The organism is Stenotrophomonas maltophilia (assembly GCF_013464915.1).
Lineage (GTDB): Bacteria > Pseudomonadota > Gammaproteobacteria > Xanthomonadales > Xanthomonadaceae > Stenotrophomonas > Stenotrophomonas maltophilia_AT.
This window is the reverse complement of the sequence record NZ_RAVT01000017.1, coordinates 39,924-58,111: the sequence shown is the minus strand read 5'-3', so window position 1 is coordinate 58,111 and position 18,188 is coordinate 39,924. Positions and strand designations below refer to the sequence as shown.

Annotated in this window: 18 protein-coding genes; 6 read left to right on the top strand and 12 right to left on the bottom strand. The window is 67.5% G+C overall.

Going from position 1 to position 18,188, the window contains the following annotated elements; genetic code table 11:
* Nucleotides 1–9 precede the first annotated feature (9 nt).
* From hemB to D7T59_RS06225, 3 genes are all read right to left on the bottom strand, one after another.
* Nucleotides 10–999: a porphobilinogen synthase gene (hemB, locus tag D7T59_RS06235; RefSeq protein ID WP_164138614.1), complete on the bottom strand. Its 990-nt coding sequence runs from the start codon at nt 997–999 to the stop codon at nt 10–12.
* A gap of 19 nt (nt 1,000–1,018) precedes the next feature.
* Entirely contained in the window at nt 1,019–1,936 is a 918-nt protein-coding gene (locus D7T59_RS06230; RefSeq protein WP_049428569.1) for a bestrophin family protein, read from the bottom strand.
* A 121-nt stretch (nt 1,937–2,057) separates the two neighbouring features.
* Nucleotides 2,058–2,306 (bottom strand): hypothetical protein, encoded by a 249-nt coding sequence (locus D7T59_RS06225; protein ID WP_005411548.1) that lies wholly within the window; start codon nt 2,304–2,306, stop codon nt 2,058–2,060.
* Between the two features lie 184 nt (nt 2,307–2,490).
* Between D7T59_RS06225 and D7T59_RS06220 the strand changes: the two genes are divergently transcribed.
* The gene (locus D7T59_RS06220; protein WP_014038879.1) at nt 2,491–2,955 is read left to right on the top strand and encodes a hypothetical protein; all 465 of its coding nucleotides are present in this window, start codon (nt 2,491–2,493) and stop codon (nt 2,953–2,955) included.
* 105 nt (nt 2,956–3,060) lie between these two features.
* Here the strand turns inward: D7T59_RS06220 and D7T59_RS06215 are convergent, their stop codons facing one another.
* The 4 genes from D7T59_RS06215 to D7T59_RS06200 all read right to left on the bottom strand — a co-directional run bounded on the left by D7T59_RS06215 (nt 3,061) and on the right by D7T59_RS06200 (nt 8,737).
* Nucleotides 3,061–4,860, bottom strand: coding sequence for a DUF885 domain-containing protein (locus D7T59_RS06215; protein WP_180852785.1), 1,800 nt, complete (start codon nt 4,858–4,860; stop codon nt 3,061–3,063).
* A 300-nt stretch (nt 4,861–5,160) separates the two neighbouring features.
* Complete coding sequence (locus D7T59_RS06210) at nt 5,161–5,676, bottom strand: cytochrome c oxidase assembly factor Coa1 family protein (RefSeq protein WP_180852786.1); 516 nt, start codon at nt 5,674–5,676, stop codon at nt 5,161–5,163.
* Nucleotides 5,677–5,701: 25 nt separating this feature from the next.
* Nucleotides 5,702–7,927: a S9 family peptidase gene (locus D7T59_RS06205; RefSeq protein ID WP_180852787.1), complete on the bottom strand. Its 2,226-nt coding sequence runs from the start codon at nt 7,925–7,927 to the stop codon at nt 5,702–5,704.
* 120 nt (nt 7,928–8,047) lie between these two features.
* The gene (locus tag D7T59_RS06200; protein WP_106550671.1) at nt 8,048–8,737 is read right to left on the bottom strand and encodes a glutathione binding-like protein; all 690 of its coding nucleotides are present in this window, start codon (nt 8,735–8,737) and stop codon (nt 8,048–8,050) included.
* A 112-nt stretch (nt 8,738–8,849) separates the two neighbouring features.
* Between D7T59_RS06200 and D7T59_RS06195 the strand changes: the two genes are divergently transcribed.
* Together D7T59_RS06195 and D7T59_RS06190 are read left to right on the top strand one after the other, a co-directional pair.
* Nucleotides 8,850–9,470 carry a TIGR00645 family protein gene (locus D7T59_RS06195; RefSeq protein ID WP_110714074.1) on the top strand — a complete coding sequence of 207 codons (621 nt, stop codon included), beginning with the start codon at nt 8,850–8,852 and terminating at the stop codon, nt 9,468–9,470.
* A 201-nt stretch (nt 9,471–9,671) separates the two neighbouring features.
* On the top strand, nt 9,672–10,676 hold the full coding sequence (locus tag D7T59_RS06190; protein ID WP_164138924.1) for an energy transducer TonB: 1,005 nt from the start codon (nt 9,672–9,674) through the stop codon (nt 10,674–10,676).
* A gap of 82 nt (nt 10,677–10,758) precedes the next feature.
* On the opposite strand, the gene D7T59_RS06185 is transcribed toward D7T59_RS06190, so the two are convergent.
* Nucleotides 10,759–11,013: a hypothetical protein gene (locus D7T59_RS06185; protein ID WP_164138926.1), complete on the bottom strand. Its 255-nt coding sequence runs from the start codon at nt 11,011–11,013 to the stop codon at nt 10,759–10,761.
* A gap of 77 nt (nt 11,014–11,090) precedes the next feature.
* Here D7T59_RS06185 and D7T59_RS06180 point away from each other — a divergent pair, with 77 nt between their 5' ends.
* Both D7T59_RS06180 and D7T59_RS06175 read left to right on the top strand, forming a co-directional pair.
* A complete protein-coding gene (locus D7T59_RS06180; RefSeq protein WP_180852788.1) occupies nt 11,091–11,888 on the top strand; it encodes a helix-turn-helix domain-containing protein in 798 nt (265 codons plus the stop codon).
* Nucleotides 11,889–11,988: 100 nt separating this feature from the next.
* Nucleotides 11,989–12,699: an REP-associated tyrosine transposase gene (locus tag D7T59_RS06175; RefSeq protein ID WP_180852789.1), complete on the top strand. Its 711-nt coding sequence runs from the start codon at nt 11,989–11,991 to the stop codon at nt 12,697–12,699.
* Nucleotides 12,700–12,723: 24 nt separating this feature from the next.
* Here the strand turns inward: D7T59_RS06175 and D7T59_RS06170 are convergent, their stop codons facing one another.
* From D7T59_RS06170 to D7T59_RS06155, 4 genes are all read right to left on the bottom strand, one after another.
* Nucleotides 12,724–13,908 carry an ABC transporter permease gene (locus tag D7T59_RS06170; protein ID WP_164138931.1) on the bottom strand — a complete coding sequence of 395 codons (1,185 nt, stop codon included), beginning with the start codon at nt 13,906–13,908 and terminating at the stop codon, nt 12,724–12,726.
* The gene (locus D7T59_RS06165; RefSeq protein ID WP_180852790.1) at nt 13,905–14,651 is read right to left on the bottom strand and encodes an ABC transporter ATP-binding protein; all 747 of its coding nucleotides are present in this window, start codon (nt 14,649–14,651) and stop codon (nt 13,905–13,907) included. Before D7T59_RS06165 ends, D7T59_RS06170 begins: the two co-directional genes overlap by 4 nt.
* A complete protein-coding gene (locus D7T59_RS06160; RefSeq protein ID WP_180852791.1) occupies nt 14,648–16,174 on the bottom strand; it encodes an alpha/beta fold hydrolase in 1,527 nt (508 codons plus the stop codon). Before D7T59_RS06160 ends, D7T59_RS06165 begins: the two co-directional genes overlap by 4 nt.
* A gap of 68 nt (nt 16,175–16,242) precedes the next feature.
* Nucleotides 16,243–17,445 (bottom strand): GGDEF domain-containing protein, encoded by a 1,203-nt coding sequence (locus D7T59_RS06155; protein WP_180852792.1) that lies wholly within the window; start codon nt 17,443–17,445, stop codon nt 16,243–16,245.
* 154 nt (nt 17,446–17,599) lie between these two features.
* Here D7T59_RS06155 and D7T59_RS06150 point away from each other — a divergent pair, with 154 nt between their 5' ends.
* Entirely contained in the window at nt 17,600–18,085 is a 486-nt protein-coding gene (locus D7T59_RS06150; RefSeq protein ID WP_164138937.1) for a DUF1203 domain-containing protein, read from the top strand.
* The last annotated feature ends 103 nt before the right edge of the window (nt 18,086–18,188 follow it).

Genomic DNA, 18,188 nt, shown 5'->3' with positions numbered 1-18,188 from the left:
GCGCTATTGTCAGCGCTCGCGCAGCCATCGCGCCACCTGCGGCGCGAAATAGGTCAGCACGCCATCGGCGCCAGCCCGCTTGAAGCCCAGCAGCGACTCCAGCACGCAGGCGCGCTCGTCCAGCCAGCCGTTGGCGAAGGCGGCCTTCATCATCGCGTACTCGCCACTCACCTGATAGGCGAAGGTCGGCACGCCGAAGGTTTCCTTCACCCGGCGCACCAGGTCCAGGTAGGGCATGCCCGGCTTGACCATCACCATGTCGGCACCCTCTTCCAGGTCCAGCGCGATCTCGCGCAGGGCCTCGTCGCCGTTGGCCGGGTCCATCTGGTAGGTCTTCTTGTCGGCCTTGCCGAGGCTGGCGGCACTGCCCACGGCGTCACGGAACGGGCCATAGAACGCCGAGGCGTACTTGGCCGAGTAGGCCATGATGCGCACGTTGATGTGGTTGTCGGCATCCAGCGCACGACGGATGGCGCCAATGCGGCCGTCCATCATGTCCGACGGCGAGACGATGTCCGCGCCGGCCTCGGCATGCGACACCGACTGCTTGACCAGCGCGTCGACGGTGATGTCGTTCAGCACATAGCCCTTGTCATCGATGATGCCGTCCTGGCCATGGGTGGTGTACGGGTCCAGCGCCACGTCGGTCATCACCCCCAGCTCCGGGAAGCGCGACTTCAGTGCACGGATCGCCCGCTGCGCCAGGCCGTCTTCGGACCACGCCGCCGACGCGTCCAGCGACTTCAGCGACGGGTCGATCACCGGGAACAGGTCGATCACCGGAATGCCCAGTTCCAGTGCCTCTTCGGCCACCTTCAGCAGCTCTTCGATCGACAGCCGCTCCACGCCCGGCATCGACGGCACCGCGGTGCGGCCGGCCTGTTCGTGCACGAACACCGGGTAGATCAGGTCGTCGGTGGTCAGCGTGTTCTCGCGCATCAGGCGGCGTGAGAACTCGTCGTGGCGCATGCGGCGCGGGCGGTACAGCGGGTGGGACATGGCAGGCTCCGAGGAGTGGCTATTGCAACAGGTAGCCCTGCGGCAGCAGGGGTTCGGGCAACGGGCGTTCGCCGAGCGCGTCGAGCTGGTCGATCTCGATCGTGCGCACCAGCGCGTCCAGCGGCAGGTCGTTCGGTTCCAGGCCGAACGGGTCTTCCATTTCTTCGCCCAGCTGGTCCAGGCCGAAGAAGGCATAGGCCAGCACCGCCGACAGCACCGGCGTGCCCCAGCCCAGCGAACTGGCCAGGCCGAACGGCAGCAGCACGCAGAACATCCACGCGCAGCGGTGCAGCAGCAGGGTGTAGGCGAACGGCAACGGCGTGGTGAGGATGCGCTCGCAACCGGCCTGGATCGACGACATCGCGTGCAGGCGCTCTTCAAGCTGGGTATAGAGGATGGGGTCGAGCTGGCCGGCACGCAGCGCCTGCGCCAGTTCGGCCGCGATCATCGCCAGCAGTGCATCGGGCACGTTCTCGCGCTGGCCCAGCTGTTCGCGCTGCCGCTTGTCCAGCCACGGCAGTGCCGCCAGGGCGACGATGCGGCCGCGCAGTCGCGCCGCCAACGCATGGGCGAACGCAGTGGTGAGGTAGGCAACGCGACGACGACGGCCCGCGTCGTCGGCCAGCAGCAGGTTGACCTGGCGCGCCAGCGAACGCGATTCGTAGACCAGCTGGCCCCACAGCTTTCGGCCTTCCCACCAGCGGTCGTAGCAGGCGCTGTTGCGGAAGCTGAGGAAGATCGACAGCACCAGGCCAAGCAGGGTGAACGGCGTGACCGAAACGCGTTCGATGCCGGTCGGCGGCGCCAGTTCCACCACCGCGGCCACGGCGATGGACAGGATCAGGATGGCCAGCACCTTCGGCGCGATCGCTTTGACGATCGAGCCGCGCAGGATGTACAGCAGTTGCCAGCCGTGGGGACGGGGTCGGATGATCATGGGCAGCCGCGCGGGGCGCGGATTCACAGGCACGCGGGGGGCTCGCGCAGCCATTCATTGTACGCCCCCGCCCGGCCATCGGCCGTGTGCCTGCGACGCCCTGTCGCACCCGGGACCGGGCTCAGACCACGCCGCCGCCCAGGCCAAGACGGAGGATGCCGACCACCACCACGATGCCGTTCAGGACCAGCCCGGCCCAGGCCCGGCCACGCTTGCTCGGATGGGTGAACAGGATGCCCAGCGCGGCGATCACCGCGCCGACCGCGGCGAACGGGATCAGGAACCAGTTGCCCCAGCCCAGCAGCGGAATCAACGCGAGGATCATCCACAACAGCGCCAATACGCCCCACAACAGACTGATCACACCCATGCCGCTCTCCCGCAGTTGGTTCCTGGCCCCACCATAGACGTTCCCGCTGCCGCCGCCTACTGCCATTGGCGGGGCTGTCACCCGCACCGTGCTAGCGTGCTGCCGTGCGTGCCATGGCCCGGGTGTTGGCGCCGATTCAGAGTGGCCCGCCGATGATCGCAACCAGTCCTACAGGGGTCGTGCCATGAACATCCGTTGGGCCGCGTTGGCGGCCATCCTGCTGGTCGCCGCCGGCTGTGCCAGCACCTCCAAGGTGATGCTGGGCCGCGCCCGCGCACCGATCGATCCGGCGCTGGTGCAGATCTATTCGACGCCACCGGCCGGCTCCCAGGAAATCGCCCAGCTGGAATCGGCCTCCGCCGTCGGCTTCGGCACCCAGGGCCAGACCGATGCCGCCGTGGCCCGCCTGAAGCGCGAGGCCGCCGCGCTCGGCGCCAATGGCGTGGTACTGATGGGCGTGGGCAGCAGCGGTTCGCCGGTAGGCATGTCGGTAGGCGCCGGCACGTTCGGCTCGCATGTCGGTGGCGGCGTCGGCATCGGGATTCCGACCACGCAGAAGCGCGCCGCCGGTGTCGCGATCTGGGTGCCGAACCCGGCACCGCCGGCGCGGTTGCCGACACAGGTGATCACGCCGCAACCGCAGCGGTGACCGTCCCGGGTCACCGCCGGTAGTGCCGGCCGCTGGCCGGCAATCTCATGAACCTGTCCAACGCCCAGAGAATGCCGGCCAGCGGCCGGCACTACCCGCTGATGCTCAGCGCTTGTACTTCGGCACGAACACCTTGTTCACTGCGTCAGCCAGCTGGTCCGGCGGCAGCAGGCCCTGGTCGAGCAGGAAGTTGTTGAACACCAGGCGGTCGAACTTCGCGCCCAGCGCCAGCTCGGTCTGCATGCGCAGTTCCAGGATGCGGGTGTAGCCGTAGAAGTAGCTGCCGGCCTGGCCCGGCATGCGCACCATGTAGCGGTCCAGTTCCTGGGTGGCCATCGCCTTGGACAGGCCGACCTGCTCCATCAGCACGCGCTCGCCGTTGGCACGGTCGGTCAGGCCGAGATTGAGCATCGGGTCGAGCATCGCGCGCGCCGCGCGCAGCAGGCGGAACTGCAGGGCGATCATCTGCCCGTCCAGCGGCTCGTACGGCACCATCTCGGCTTCGGCATACAGCGCCCAGCCTTCCACGTTCACCGAATTGAACGCGAACATGGTGCGCGCCAGCGACACGCCGCGCTCGACCATGGCGGTGAACTGCAGCTCGTGCCCCGGGCGGCCTTCGTGCGCGCTCAGCGTCCACGCTGCCGCACCGAAGTTGAAGTCGTCGTACTGCGCGCCCGGGCCAGCGGCCGGGTTGCCCAGCGGCAGCACGAAGGTGCCCTGCTGCCCGGTGTTGTTCACCAGCGGCGCCGGCAGGAAGTGCGGCGCCGGGCTCGCAGCACTCTCGGCGGCCGAACCCAGGCGCATCTGCATGGCGCGCTTGGGCACGTCGACGATGGCGTGTTCGCGGATCAGCGGATCGATCGCATCGATCACCTTGCGGTAGTGGCCTTCCAGATGGTCGTCGGCGATCTTGTCGGCCTTCAGCGCACGGATCACCGCCACCGGGTCGCTCGGGTCGGCCACCTTCAGGCCCTTGTCCTTCACCACCAGCGGTGCCAGCTGCTGCATCGCCGAGCGGGTTTCCATGAACTCCAGCTGCGCACGCTGCATCAGCAGCTTCGGATCGATGTCGATGCCGACCTGCTTGAGCTGGTAGGCATACAGCGGCGCCGGCAGGCGTGCATCGGTACGTGCCTTCGGCAGCACCTCCTTGCGGGTCCAGGCGGCGTAGTCCTTCATCTGCCCGGCCAGGGTCTTCATCGCCTCATCGGCGCCGGCGATCTGGTACTTCTTCAGCAGCGACTCGATGCCGGTGACGTAGGTCTCGACGTTGTCCAGCGACTGCTGCACTTCAATCTTCGTCGGCTGCAGCAGGCTGCTGTCCTTCAGCCGTTCCTCGTAGCGCTGGCGCGCCAGCGTGGTGAAGGCGGTACCGCCCGGCTGCAGGCCGGCATAGGCCTTGAGGCGGTCGAGCGCCTTGGCCCGGCGTTCGGCCGGCACCTGGTCGGACAGCAGCAGGTTGAGGCCGCTGAACACCGTCTGCGGGGCGTCGCTCCACGGCAGCAGGTACTTCTCGTTGAGCTCGCTGCCTTCGATGTTCTGGTTGGCGGCATGGATCATGATCTCCAGGTCCTGGCGGACGTTGGGATCCTTTTCGGTGGCCAGCTTCGCCTTCAGTTCGTCGCGGGCCTTGGCCATGGCAGCGCGGTAGCGCTTGCCGTTGTCCGGGCCGAGGTCGGCCACCTTGTCGTCATAGCCAGGAACGCCGAAGAAGCCGGTTTCCTCCGGCTGGAACGGGCCCTGGGCATCGAGCAGGATCTGCGCCAGCGCATTGCTGCGGGCGACCCAGGCCGGGCTGGCGGGAGTCGCGGCCTTGGCAGCGGGTGCCGCCAGCGCCGGCGGTGCGGACAGCAACGGGGCGGCGCTCAGGGCCAGGGCAACGGCCAATGCAATCGGCTTCATGGTGCACTCCAGGACAGGGTTGCCCGCACCCTACGCGCTCACGGCGATGGCGACAATCGGCGGGAAGTCATGGCGGGCTGGTTGTGCGGCCGGGCTCCGCGGAAACCCGGCGGGGGTAGAGTCGACTGTCAGTCGACTATCGCGCGCAGCGCGGGGGTTTCGCTATCTGATCGAAGAGCAGTCGACTATCGCGCGCAGCGCGGGGGTTTCGCTATCTGATCGAAGAGCAGTCGACTAACAGTCGACTCTACCCAGTCGACTCTACCCAGTCGACGTCCCTCAGTCGCCTGCCTTCGGAGCTCACAACGCGGCGGTCAGCGGGCATTCGCCACGATCACGGCAGGCCTGCAGCTCGCACTCCTGCGCGGCCTCGTCGTCATCCAGCGCCGTCAGGTCGAAGGTCTGCTTGTCCTCGCCCAGCACGTACATCACCGGGTAGTCCCACACGTCATCGCGACGGGTGCCCTGCACGAACAACCGCCCATGCGCGTGCGGTCCTTCCAGGGCCACGGTCAGGCCGACATCACGCTGGCCGTTGATCGCAGTCTGCATGCTGCCCAGTGGCATCGATTCAATATGCAGCGGCTCGCCGAAGGCTTCCACCAGTTCGATGCTGCAGCCCGCGCGGCGCAACGCCTCGCGCATCGGCGGGCTCTCGCGTGCCGCCTCGCTCCAGCGCAGCACGCTCCAGGTCACCACGCCACCGGCCCCACCCAGCACCAGCACCACCGTCAACGGCATCGCCCAACGCCAGTGGCGGCACCACCAACCGGCGGATGCCGGGTCATGGGCGGGAATCGGCGGTGGCAGGGTCATCGGCGGGCTCCTTCCCGTTGCTGGATCAGGGTTTCAGGCAACGTCCCAGGAAGGCTTCGGCCACACGGTAGCGATGCAGCGCATCGGCGCCGGACAGGCCGTGCTTGGCACCCGGGTAGGTCATCAGTTCGAACGGCTGTGCACGCTTCTGCAACGCGCTCATCAGGCTGGTCGAATTGGTGAACAGCACGTTGTCGTCGGCCATGCCGTGGATCAGCAGCAGCGGCGAGCGCAGGCCGTCGATATGGGTCAGCACGCGCGCTTCGCGGTAACCCGCTTCATTGCGCGCCGGCAGATCCATGTAGCGTTCGGTGTAGTGGCTGTCGTACAGGCCCCAGTCGGTGACCGGCGCACCGGCCACGCCACAGGCGTACTGGTTCGAGGCCTTGGCCAGCAGCATCAGGGTCATGTAGCCACCGTTGGACCAGCCCTGCACGCCGATGCGCGCCGGGTCCACCCACGGTTGCTGCTTCAGCCAGGTCACGCCACGCAGCTGGTCGGTCACTTCCACTGTGCCCTGCTTGCCATACAACGCGCCACCAAAGTCACGGCCACGGCGCGGGGTGCCACGGTTGTCCAGCGAGAACACCACGTAGCCCTGCTGGGCCAGGTACTGGTTGAACAGGTGGTCACCACGGCCGGGCCAGCTGTCGGTGACGGTCTGGCTGGCCGGGCCGCCATACACGTACACCGCCACCGGGTAGCGCTTGGACGGATCGAAGCCGGCCGGCTTGATGATGCTGTAGTTGAGCGGGGTCTTGCCGTCGGCAGCGGTGAGCGTGCCGAACTCGATCGGGCGCTGCGCATCGCGGTAACGCGCGTACGGATGCTTGGGATCGGCCAGATCGTTCTCGAGCAGGGTGGCGATCTTCTCGCCATTGGCGCGGAACAGTTCGATCTGCGGCGGCGTGCTGCTGTTGGACCAGCTGTCGACATAGACGCTGGCATTGCGGGCGAAGCTGGCACTGTGCATGCCCGGTGCCTTGGACAGGCGCTGCGGCTCACCACCCTGCAGCGACACCGAGTAGATCTGGCTTTCGCGCGAGGTTTCGATGCCGGCGCGGAAGTAGGCCTTGCCGGCCTTTTCATCGACCGCCAGCAGTTCGTCCACCGGCCAGTTGCCGTGGGTCAGCGCGGTGGCCTTGCCCTTGCTGTCGATGCGGTACAGGTGCTGGAAGCCGGTGCGCTCGGACGACCACAGCACGCTGCCGTCATCCAGGAAACGCAGGCTGTTGTGCAGCGGCACCCAGGTCGGGCTGGTTTCGTGGGCGAGCACGCGCTGGCGGTTGGAGTCGAGTGCAACTTCCACCAGGTCCAGCTGCTTCTGGTCACGCGACTGGCGCTGGAAGCTCAGGTGCTGCGCATCGCGCCAATCGACGCGGGCCAGGTAGATATCCTGTTCCTTGCCAAGATCGACCCAGCGCGGCTGCGCATCGGCAGCCGGTGCGATCACGCCCAGCTGCACGCGCACGTTGGCGTCGCCGGCGGCCGGGTAGCGCTGCTCGATCACATCGGTGCGGTCGGCGTAGACCTCGTAGCGCTTCTGCACCGGCACCGGCGATTCGTCGATGCGGGCAAAGGCGATCGCCGAATCATCCGGCGCCCACCAGTAACCGGTGTGGCGGTCCATTTCCTCGTCGGCAACGAACTCGGCCACGCCGTTGCCGATGGTGGTGCTGCCGTCCCGGGTCAGCTGCAGCTGCTTGCCGCTGGCCAGGTCGATCACCCACAGGTTGCGACCGCGGATGAAGCTGACGAAGCCGCCCTTGGGCGACAGCTTGGCGTCGGTGGCGAAGCCTTCGCCGTGGGTCAGCTGGCGCACCGCGGCCTGGCCCTGCTGCTGGAGGTCGTACAGGTACAGTTCGCCGCCCAGCGGGAACAGCAGGCGCTGCGCGTCCGGCGACCACTGGTAATCGACGATGCCGGTCATCGCAGCGATGCGCTGGCGCTCGCGGCGGGCCTTTTCCTCATCGCTGAGGGTTTCGGTGCCGGGCAGCACCACCTTGGAATCGACCAGCAGCCGGGTCTGGCCACTGCCGATGTCGTAGGTCCACAGGTCCAGCTGGTTGCGGTCGCTGTCCTTGCCGCGCAGGAAGCTGACCTGCGAACCGTCCGGCGCCACCTTGGGCTTCATCAGGGTCGGGCCGGACAGCGGCAACGGGCCGGTGATGGCTTCCAGGGTCAGCTTTTCAGCGTGGGCGGCGGTTGTGGTGGCGAGCATGAGGGCAAGCGAAGCGAACAGGTGGCGCATGGAGGATCCCGGCAAACGGCAGGTCCGTCCCGGCAATGGACGCGGGGCGGTTGTCCCCCATCCTAACCAAGCCCGTGCGGGAAGGCAGCATGACCTTCTGCCCATGCCGCGGTGCTGGGGTCAGCGCTGGCCGAACAGGTGCTTGCGCTCCTCGTCGCTGAGCGGCTTGCCGGCGTTGGGGTTCACCTGCTGGCGCAGGGCATAGGCACGCTGGGTGGCCGGGCGTGCGGCAATGGCTTCATGCCAGCGCTTGAGGTTCGGGAACGCGGTGAAATCCACCGGCAGCTTGTCGTAGGCGCCGATCCACGGGTAGCTGGCCATGTCGGCGATGGTGTACTCGTCGCCAGCCAGGAAAGCGTGCTGGGCCAGGCGCTTGTCCATCACTCCGTGCAGGCGGCGCACTTCGTTGTCATAGCGCTCGATGGCATACGGGATCTTCTCCGGTGCGTACACATTGAAGTGGCCCATCTGGCCGCTCATCGGGCCCAGGCCGGCCATCTGCCAGAACAGCCACTCCAGGGTGGTGACGCGGCCGCGCGGGTCGCTGGGCAGGAACCGGCCGGTCTTTTCAGCCAGGTACAGCAGGATCGCGCCGGATTCGAACACGCTCTGGGGAGCACCGCCATCGGCCGGGGCATGGTCGACGATGGCCGGCATCTTGTTGTTCGGCGAGATCGCGAGGAATTCCGGCTTGAACTGGTCGCCCGAGCCGATGTTGACCGGGTGGATGCGGTACTCCAGTCCGGCTTCTTCCAGCAGCAGGGTCACTTTGTGGCCGTTCGGGGTGGGCCAGTAATACAGGTCGATCATGGCGGCGGCTCGGGGTGCGGAAAGGAACCTGAAGTCTAGTGCGTGAGTTGGGTTGGCACCGTCACGGCAGGCCGGTAACCTCGCCTCTCCCCCGCAACGCAGCATCCTCCGCATGAGTGCAAACCGCCCGCCGCTCTCCCCGCTGTCCACGCTGATCTTCGCCTCGCGCTGGCTGCAGCTGCCGCTGTACCTGGGCCTGATCGTGGCGCAGTGCGTCTATGTGTTCCTGTTCGGCAAGGAACTGTGGCACCTGATCTCGCATTCGGCCACCATGGGCGAACAGCAGATCATGCTGATCGTGCTGGGCCTGATCGACGTGGTGATGATCTCCAACCTGCTGGTGATGGTGATCGTCGGCGGCTACGAGACCTTCGTCTCGCGCCTGCGCCTGGAAGGCCACCCGGACCAGCCGGAGTGGCTGAGCCACGTCAACGCCAGCGTGCTGAAGGTGAAGCTGGCGATGGCGATCATCGGCATCTCCTCGATCCACCTGCTGAAGACCTTCATCGCCAGTGGTGCACTGAACGGCATCCCGCTGTGCCCGCCGGAACGAATGGCATCGGCCGCAGCCAACATCGGCGAGCAGACCTGCTCGACCTTCACTCCGGATGGCGTGCTGTGGCAGACCATCATCCACTGCGTGTTCATCCTGTCGGCGATCGGCATCGCCTGGACCGACAAGCTGATGTCCAACAGCCACAGCAAGTCGCACGACAAGGCGCACGAACACTGATCTCGTCGCCGGCGGCGGCATGACCGCCGCTGCGCGTCCCGGCCACCGCCCCTTGCGCGCGGCGGTGGCCGGGATGCTAGATTGCACCCTCGCCGTTGCCGGCGGTGGCGTCGGGAAACGTCATCGTTCCGTGCCCGGACCGCAGGTCCCGGCCATGCATATCAATGATTTACGTCACGTCGTCTTCTAGAGGGGAGCAGGATGTCGCACGTCTCAACGATCACCGCCGCGCGCCGGTGGCTGCCGGTTGCCCTGGCACTGGCACTGGCCGCCTGCTCGGGCAAGGAAGAATCCGCAGCGCCCGCTGCCGCCACGGCGCCTGCCGCTGCTGCACCCGCCGCACCGGCGGTCGCTGCCAAGGTGCAGTCGATGGGCACCGAGCAGCTGCGCGAGTCGGCCAGCCAGGCGCTGCGCGAGAACCGCATGTACGCGCCGGCCGGCGACAACGCCATCGAGTACTACCTTGCCCTGCGTGACAAGACCCCGGACGACGCCTCGGTGAAGAGCGCGCTGACCGACCTGCTGCCCTACACCCTGATCGCTGCCGAGCAGCACCTGGGCCGCGAGGACTACACCGAAGCACAGCGCCTGGTGGCGTTGATCGAGAAGGTGGATGCCTCCGCGCCGGCGCTGCCGCGCCTGAAGGACGGGCTGGCCAAGGGCGTGCAGAACGCGGCCAAGCGCACCGAAGCCGAAGCCGAGAAGGCCAAGAAGGACGCCGAGGACCGCAGCAAGCAGCAGACCGAGCAGCAGCGCCTGACCGAGCAGCGCGCCAAGGAAGCCGACGCCGCCAGGCAGATTGCCGCGCAGCAGGATGCCGCGCGCCGCGACAACGAGCGCCAGGAGGCCGAGCGCCAGGCCGCCGCCCGTCGTGAGGCCGAGCAGAAGCAGCAGCAGGCTGCCGCCCAGCAGGCCAGCGCCGCACGCCAGGCCGCCGCACCTGCAGCGCCCACCCTGCGCCCGGTCAGCACACCGGCGCCGCGCTATCCGGGCGAAGCCCTGCGCTCGGGAACCTCGGGCGAAGTGCTGGTGGAGATCACCGTCGGCACCGACGGCTCGGTGGTGAACGCTCGCGTGCTGCGCGCGACGCCGGGACGCGTGTTCGACCGTGAGGCCCTGAACGCCGTGAAGCGCTGGCGCTTCGAGCCGGTCAGCGCGCCGGTGACCACCCGCCGTACGCTGGTGTTCGCGCCGGGCAACAACTGAACGAAAAAGGGGACGGAGGGGATTAAGTCGTTTCTGCCCCTGCAATGACGCCAAGGCCCGGCATGTCCGGGCCTTGGTCGTTTCAGGCCGCTCCATCGATCAGGCGTTGCAGGGCCGGATCGTGCGCCATCAGCACCTGGAACAGGCCCAGCGCATGCAGGCCCGGCAGCAGCGCGCGCAGGTCGGCTTCGGCAGTGGCGCGGGCGGCATCATCGCTGGCGGGATCCTGCCAGTCACGGACGCTGGCCAGGAAGGCACCGACGCTGCCCTTGCGCACGGTCACGCCGTTCACCTGCACGTCGTTCTGATGGTCGGGGAGGATGTCGTGTGGCTGCATGGATGAGACTCCGTTGGGATCGGAAGCCAGTGTGGCGCCCCGCAGCCGGCGTATCTGCCGTATAACTGCCAATTGATATGGCAGATCAGACATTCACCGCGTTGATCGATCCCACCCTGGCGGACGCCGGCGGTGATCCTGCGGTGCTGTCGTCGCAACTGCGCGCAACTGGACGACGCCGCACAGCACGCCACCGGCATGTGCGCGGCCAGCTGCTGGGTGTCCACCACGGCATGCTGCGCATCGAAGCCGGGGATCTGCAGTGGCTGCTTCCGGCCGGGCACGTCGCATGGATACCACCCTCGCTGCCCCACGCACTGGTGGAGGCAGAGGATTTCGATGGCTGGAGCCTGTACTTCAGCGCTTCGGCCTGCATGGAACTGCCAGCGACACCACGCATTTTCCAGCCCAGTACGCTGCTGCAGGCCGCGACGGCTCGTGCACTGCAGTGGCCCCATCGGGTGCTGGATGCTGCGCAGGAGCGCCTGGCCGGCGTGATTGCCGATGAGATCAGCGCCAGCACGCCGCTGCCGCTTGCCCTGCCGCAACCGCGCGACCGACGCCTGCGCCGTATCGCCGCCGCCCTGGCGCGCGCCCCGCACGACAACCGCAGCATCGACGACTGGGCCGCCAGCAGCGGTCTGTCCAGCCGCAGCCTCGCCCGCCACTGGCTGGCCGAAACCGGCATGACGCTGGGCCAATGGCGGCAACGACTGCGCGTGCTGCTGGCGCTGCCACGACTGCTGTCCGGCGAACCGGTGATCAGTGTCGCGCTGTCCATGGGCTACGACACACCCAGCGCCTTCATCGCCGTGTTCAAGCGCGAGATGGGGGTGACGCCTGCGCGCTACGGAAAAGGGGACGGAGGGGATTAAGTCGTTTCTGCCCCACCCTACACACGCTGACGGCTTCGCCTGATGTCTTCCACGGTGGTGGTAGCTGCACGCTGGAGACCCTCTTAAGACCAGAGTGCCCATGCCTCGACAAGCGCGCCTGATGCTGGCAGGCCAGCCTTATCACGTAACCCAGCGCGGTGTGAACAAGGGGGCCATCTTCGTTGACGACATCGACCGTCAGCTCTTCCTTCGTCTGTTGCACGGCGCCTTCATGAAGCATCGCGTCGCGCTGCACGCGTACGTACTGATGGACAATCACATCCATCTGTTGGCGACACCCTCCACCCACCAGGGCTTGGCAGACGCCATGCGCATGCAGGGAAACAATTACGTGCAGGCATTCAACCAGCGCCATGAACGCAGCGGCCCGCTCTGGCAGGGGCGTTTTCATTCATCGATGGTCGACAGCGATGCCTACCTTCTCAGCGTATACCGCTACATTGAACGCAATCCCGTTCGCGCCGGAATTGTCGTTTCCGCCGAAGACCATCCATGGTCCAGCGTGCACGGGAACCTGCAGCGCCGCGATGATCCATTGCTGACACCGCATCCTGCATTCCAGTCACTGGCGCCAACCCAACACCGCAGGGCAACGCTGTATGCGGAGTTCCTCAACGACGCAAATGCCTCTGCAGACGTGCCAGTGATCCGCGCCCACAGCGCAAGACAGCGGCCTCTGGGAAACACCGCATTCCTGCGGATGGTGGAAGAAACGCTGGGGCGTTCCGTGGAACTGCGCAGGCCGGGGCGGCCTCGAAAGAAGGGGACAGGAGAGGCAGAAACGACTTAATCCCCTCCGTCCCTTTTTTTGCGGTCAGCCGGAGATGGCCAGGCGCTCGTTGTGGTAACGGCGAACGGCGGCGAACCACAGCACCGCGGCCAGGCCGAGGCTGGCGCCGAGGTAGATCGCCCACACCGAGGCGGTGATGGTCTCGTGGCGGATCACTTTCAGCAGCATCTGGTTCTGCGACAGGAACGGCACCGCGTACTGCCACGGCTGGCTCTTCACCGGGTAGGCGATCAGCGCATAGCCGGGCAGCATCGGCAGCAGCATCAGCCAGGTCATGTGGCTCTGCGCTTCCTTCATGCTCTTGGCGGCGGCGGCCAGGAAGGTCAGCAGCGAGGTGCCGATCAGCAGCATCGGCAGCATCACCAGCAGCATCTGCACCATCGCCATGATGTTCATGTTGAGCTGGCGGCCGATGTTGCCGGGGGCGATCTGCGCGCTCACCTTGAACGCGGCCAGGGTCAACAGCAGCGAAGCAAAGCCGACCATGCAGGCGGCGGCGATCTTGCCGCTGACAATAGCGCTGCGCGACCCCGGCGTGGCCAGCAGCGGCTCCAGCGACTGCCGCTCCCGCTCGCCGGCGGTGGTGTCCATCACCAGGTAGGCGCCGCCGAGGAACGAGGTGAGGGTCAGCAGGATCGGCAGCAACGCCGACAGCATCAGGCCACGCTTGGCTTCGGCGCTGGCCATGTCCTGGCTGGCCACGTCCAGCGGCCGTGCGACCTGGGCGTCGATGCCCCGCGCCATCAGCCGCAGCGCACCCACCTGCCCGTTGTAGGTGGCCAACGCCGCCTGCAGGCGCGCAGTGGGCACTTCGGCGGCACGCCGCGTACTGTCGCGGATCACCTCCACCAGCGCCGGCTTGCCATCGGCCCAGTCCCTGCCGAAGTCCGGGCTGATGCGCAGCGCCACGTCGATGTCCTGCGAGCGGATGGCCTCGGCCAGGTCCTTCGGCGCAGCAGCAGCATTCAGGCCCTGGGCAGCCAGGAAGCGCACCAGGTTCGGCGCGTGTTCGGCGCCGATGGTGGGAATCTGCAGCGGCTGCTCGATCTGCGTGCGCACGCGGCTTTCGGACAGCTTGCCCATGCCCAGGATCAGCAGCGGGTACAGCAGCGGCCCGAACAGCAGGGTCAGCGCCAGCGTGCGGCGGTCGCGCGACAGGTCACGCAGCTCCTTGCGCATCACCGTCATCAGGGTCGACATCATGCTCATGCGTGCAGGCCCTCTTCGCTGCCGATCAGTTTCACGAACGCATCCTCCAGATTGGTTTCACCGGACTGCGCGCGCAGTTCATCGGCGCTGCCGGCGGCCATCACCGTGCCCTTGGCAATGATCACGATGTGGTCGCACAGCGCACCCACCTCCTGCATGATGTGGCTGGACAGGATCACGCAGCGGCCTTCTTCGCGCAGCCCCAGCAGGAACCGGCGCAGCGCGCGGGTGGTCATCACGTCCAGGCCGTTGGTGGGTTCGTCGAGGATGACGTTGCGCGGGTCGTGCACCAGCGCACGGGCGATGGCGGTCTTGGTGCGCTGGCCCTGCGAGAAGCCATCGGTCTGGCGATCAAGGATGTCGCCCATGTCCAGTGCATGCGACAGCACCTCGATGCGTTCGCGGATGTGCTGGGCCGAGAGGCCATGCAGTTCGCCGAAGTAGGCGATGTTCTCGCGCGCGGTCAGGCGCTTGTACACCCCACGCGCATCGGGCAGCACCCCCAGGTGGCGGCGTACCTCCACCGGGTTGCGCGCCGCATCGATGCCATCGACGTTGATACTGCCCTGGTCGGGCGTCATCAGCGTGTACAGCATGCGCATGGTGGTGGTCTTGCCGGCCCCGTTGGGGCCCAGCAGGCCGGTGATCTGGCCATCGGCAGCGCGGAAGCCGACGTTGGCCACCGCCTGGATACGGCCGGTGCGGGTATCGAAGGCCTTGTGCAGGTTGTCGGCGACGATCATGGGGCCCATCCGTTGAACGAAGTGAACGCCGGCACATAGCTCAGCGTATCCAGGCAGCTGGCATCGATCGCCTTGGCATTGGTGGTGTCGATGAACTGGCCGAGCAGGCGCGGCATGCAGCCGGCGTTGAGCGTGCCGTGACCCTGCCCGCGGGCAACCAGCGCTCGGCCGTTGGGCAGGCCCTTGAGCACCTGCTCGGCGTAACGCGGCGGGGTGACCGGGTCAAGTTCACCGGAGAGCAGCAACACCGGCAGATCGCCCTTCAGCGCTGCGGTGCTGGCGGCCGGCACCGGCTGGTGCGGCCATACCGGGCAGGCGGCGAAGAACGCGCGTGCTGCTTCGGCACCGAACAGCGCGTCATCGCTTTCAGGCCGAGCCTGGTAGCGCGGCGCATCTTCGCTGCAGATCACCGACCACTGCATGCCGCGGTTGATCTGGAAATCCATGCTGCGGGTGGCGCCACGCACCAGCGAGGCCAGCGGTGCGTAACGGCCCTGTGCGGCTTCATCCAGCACCAGCGGCAGCAGCGAGGAGTACTCGGGCACGTAGGAGAAGGCGAACGCCAGGCCAACCACGCTGTCCGGCGAAAGCACGTCCTGGCGCGGCGCGTTCGTACCGGGGTCGCGGTAATCGACCGTCACCGGCGTGCGGCGCAGGGTGTCGGCCACGCTGCGCAGCTGTTCACGGGTGTCCACCGGGAAGCGCTTGCTGCAGGCGGCATCCTTGCGGCACTGCGCCGACTGCAGGGTGATGGCGTTGTCGAAGGTCCTGGCGAACTCGCCGCCCACCACCAGGTCGTTGGGCACCACGCCATCGATCACGATGCTGCGCGTGTGCTGCGGGTAAGCCATGGCATAGCGCTGGGCCACGCGCGTGCCATAGGACCCCCCGACCAGATTGAGCTTTTCGGCACCCAGCGCCTGGCGCACGGCGTCCAGATCGGCAATGGCTTCGGTGGTGGTGTAGAAGCGCGGATCGGCACGGCCTTTCAGCGAGGCCAGGCACTGCGTGGCGAAGTCGCGCATCACCGCTTCGGTGGGCGCGGCGTCTTCGTCCAGCTGCAGTTCCTTGCCGTCGGCGCCCAGGCAGCTGAGCGGGTTGGAGCCGCCGGTGCCGCGCTGGTCGATCAGGAACACGTCGCGCTGCTTGCGCACCTGGCGCAGGGCGGTATCGACAATGACGGCCACTTCGCTGGCGGCCTGGCCGGGGCCGCCGGCCAGGAAGAACACCGGATCGGGCTGGCTGCTGCTGCCGTCGCCGGATTCCAGCCAGGCGATGCGCAGGCCGATGCTGCGGCCTTCGGGATGAGCGCGATCCTCCGGCACCTGCAGGGTGGCGCACTGCGCTTCCACGTTGGCGCTGGCGCCGACGGTGGACAAGGTGCAGGGCTGGAAGCCGATGGTGCCGAAGCGGCGGCTGGGCGCGTCGGCGCCGCCCTTCGCGTCGGCGGACGGTGGCTGGCTGCAACCGGCAAGCATCAGGCTGGCCAGCATTCCGGCCAGCGCGAGGTGGTGTCTTTGCATCGTGCGTGTTTCCCCTGGAGGACGTTCCTGCCGACCACGACGGGCTGCCGCGGAAGATGTGACCCAACTTACACGGGCAGCGCCTCGGCGGCGATGGGCAGAAGCGCATTCCCGGCCGGGACAGCGCAGGCCAGGCGATCGCGGCCCTCGGCCTTGGCCCGGTACAGCGCCGCATCGGCCGCCGCCAGCAGCGTGGACAGGTCGCCTTGGCCTTCGTCCATCGCCAGACCGATGCTGGCGGTGACCGTCACCGGTCCGGTGGCCAGGCGCGCCGGGCACCGCTGCAGGGCGGCACGGATCGCTGCGGCCCCTGCCATTGCGTCATCCTGCGTGCTGCCGGCCAGCACCAGCACGAACTCCTCACCACCGTAACGGCCCAGCAGGGCGTCCTGGCCCTGTGCACAGCGCTGCAGCAACGCTGCGAAATGGCGCAGCACCTGGTCACCTGCCAGATGGCCCCAGCGGTCATTGATCTGCTTGAAGTGATCGACATCCACCAGCAGCAGCGCCAGCGGCCGTCGCTGTCGACGCAGGCGCTGCAGACGCGCCTGGCCGTCGGCCAGCACGGCGCCGCGGTTGAGCAGGCCGGTCAGGCCGTCGGTGCGCGCCGCATGCCGCAGATCGACCAGCATCCGCTCGACCAGCAGCAGCACCATCGCGAAGCAGCGCGCCAGTTCCAGCATCACTCCGGCGATGTAGGTGGCGAACATCGGCGAACCGGTGCGCATGATGTCCTCACCGGCATCCGGGGCCACCGGCAGGAACAGGCGCACGGCATACAGGGTGGCTTCGGCCAGGAACACCGCCGCAGCCAACCGGCAACTGGTGCGTTGCTGGGCCGGGGCATGCCGCAGCAGCAGCCATGCGATCCAGACATCGACAACCAGCGCGAACACGCTGAACACCTGCAGGCGCACGCCCAGGCTCGGCCACAGCACCAGGAAGGCAAAGATGCAGGCCATGAACGCGGCCGCCATCAACAACGGCCGCCACAGCGGCAACGGCTGCTCCAGGTGCAGCGCCACGCCGCGCAGCATCATCAGCGCGCACCCGGCCATCGCTGCATTGCCGGCCAGCACGGCCGGCACCAGTGGCAGATGGGGACGCAGCGCCAGCAGGGTCACGCCCAGGGTCAGCAGCCACAGGCTGGCGGTCCACTGGCGCAGCACGGGTTGTCCGCGCAGCACGACCAGCAGCAGCGAGAACCCCACGGCAATGCCGATGCAGAGCAGGAAGCCAAGCACGGTGATGGTGCGGAAATCCAGGGACATGCAGCGCTCGTCGGCCGGGGCAGCGCGCGCATCTTAGCGCCTTGCAGCGCGATTCCCGCGGCGTTGTTCGGCTCGAGGGTGATGCGGGGTCCGAAAACGGCGAGCATGGCGGCCGGCGCATGCGCAGAATCCGCGGAAAACCAAGGAGACGCCCATGCACGCGTGGCACCTCGGTGGCATCGACCACCGCCCCTTCCTGCCCCTGTTCGAGATGAGTGACAACGCGCTCGCTGCTCTGGGAATCCAGCGTCGCTGGGCAGGCGATTCGGGAGGACATCCCTGCCGGATCAGCCTGAGCGATCCTCCCTGCGGCAGCGAACTGCTCCTGCTGTCCCATGTGCACCTGCCGTTGCACTCGCCCTATCGCGCCTCCGGCCCGATCTTCGTGCAGCGCGGCGTGACCCGTTGCGTACTGCCTGCCGGGGAAGTGCCACCTTATGTTCAGCGCCGCATGATCTCGCTGCGTGCCTACGACCGCGCAGCGCTGATGCGCAGTGCGCAGGTCTGCGCCGGCACCGAGGTCGCCACGCAGCTGGACACGATCTTCGCCGATCCAGCGGTGGCCTTTGTCCAGCTGCACAACGCGGCACACGGCTGTTTCTCATGCCAGGCAGATCGGGTTGGCATCAACGCTGCGTAGCGCCACCTCCATGACGTGATCGACGGCACGCCGGTCACGTGACCACTGGCGCATCCGTTCAGCACCACGTGAAGCCTGCGGGAAGGGATTCACATGCACAGTC

What these genes read in the sequence shown, in the direction of transcription:
- D7T59_RS06195 (WP_110714074.1), top strand. Translation starts at nt 8,850, where the DNA reads ATGAGTGCAAACCGCCCGCCGCTCTCCCCGCTGTCCACGCTGATCTTC.
- D7T59_RS06155 (WP_180852792.1), bottom strand. Translation starts at nt 17,445, where the DNA reads ATGTCCCTGGATTTCCGCACCATCACCGTGCTTGGCTTCCTGCTCTGC.
- D7T59_RS06170 (WP_164138931.1), bottom strand. Translation starts at nt 13,908, where the DNA reads ATGAGCATGATGTCGACCCTGATGACGGTGATGCGCAAGGAGCTGCGT.
- D7T59_RS06160 (WP_180852791.1), bottom strand. Translation starts at nt 16,174, where the DNA reads ATGCAAAGACACCACCTCGCGCTGGCCGGAATGCTGGCCAGCCTGATG.
- D7T59_RS06190 (WP_164138924.1), top strand. Translation starts at nt 9,672, where the DNA reads ATGTCGCACGTCTCAACGATCACCGCCGCGCGCCGGTGGCTGCCGGTT.
- D7T59_RS06230 (WP_049428569.1), bottom strand. Translation starts at nt 1,936, where the DNA reads ATGATCATCCGACCCCGTCCCCACGGCTGGCAACTGCTGTACATCCTG.
- D7T59_RS06150 (WP_164138937.1), top strand. Translation starts at nt 17,600, where the DNA reads ATGCACGCGTGGCACCTCGGTGGCATCGACCACCGCCCCTTCCTGCCC.
- D7T59_RS06165 (WP_180852790.1), bottom strand. Translation starts at nt 14,651, where the DNA reads ATGATCGTCGCCGACAACCTGCACAAGGCCTTCGATACCCGCACCGGC.
- D7T59_RS06210 (WP_180852786.1), bottom strand. Translation starts at nt 5,676, where the DNA reads ATGACCCTGCCACCGCCGATTCCCGCCCATGACCCGGCATCCGCCGGT.
- D7T59_RS06215 (WP_180852785.1), bottom strand. Translation starts at nt 4,860, where the DNA reads ATGAAGCCGATTGCATTGGCCGTTGCCCTGGCCCTGAGCGCCGCCCCG.
- D7T59_RS06180 (WP_180852788.1), top strand. Translation starts at nt 11,091, where the DNA reads ATGGCAGATCAGACATTCACCGCGTTGATCGATCCCACCCTGGCGGAC.
- D7T59_RS06185 (WP_164138926.1), bottom strand. Translation starts at nt 11,013, where the DNA reads ATGCAGCCACACGACATCCTCCCCGACCATCAGAACGACGTGCAGGTG.
- D7T59_RS06225 (WP_005411548.1), bottom strand. Translation starts at nt 2,306, where the DNA reads ATGGGTGTGATCAGTCTGTTGTGGGGCGTATTGGCGCTGTTGTGGATG.
- D7T59_RS06175 (WP_180852789.1), top strand. Translation starts at nt 11,989, where the DNA reads ATGCCTCGACAAGCGCGCCTGATGCTGGCAGGCCAGCCTTATCACGTA.
- D7T59_RS06205 (WP_180852787.1), bottom strand. Translation starts at nt 7,927, where the DNA reads ATGCGCCACCTGTTCGCTTCGCTTGCCCTCATGCTCGCCACCACAACC.
- hemB (WP_164138614.1), bottom strand. Translation starts at nt 999, where the DNA reads ATGTCCCACCCGCTGTACCGCCCGCGCCGCATGCGCCACGACGAGTTC.
- D7T59_RS06220 (WP_014038879.1), top strand. Translation starts at nt 2,491, where the DNA reads ATGAACATCCGTTGGGCCGCGTTGGCGGCCATCCTGCTGGTCGCCGCC.
- D7T59_RS06200 (WP_106550671.1), bottom strand. Translation starts at nt 8,737, where the DNA reads ATGATCGACCTGTATTACTGGCCCACCCCGAACGGCCACAAAGTGACC.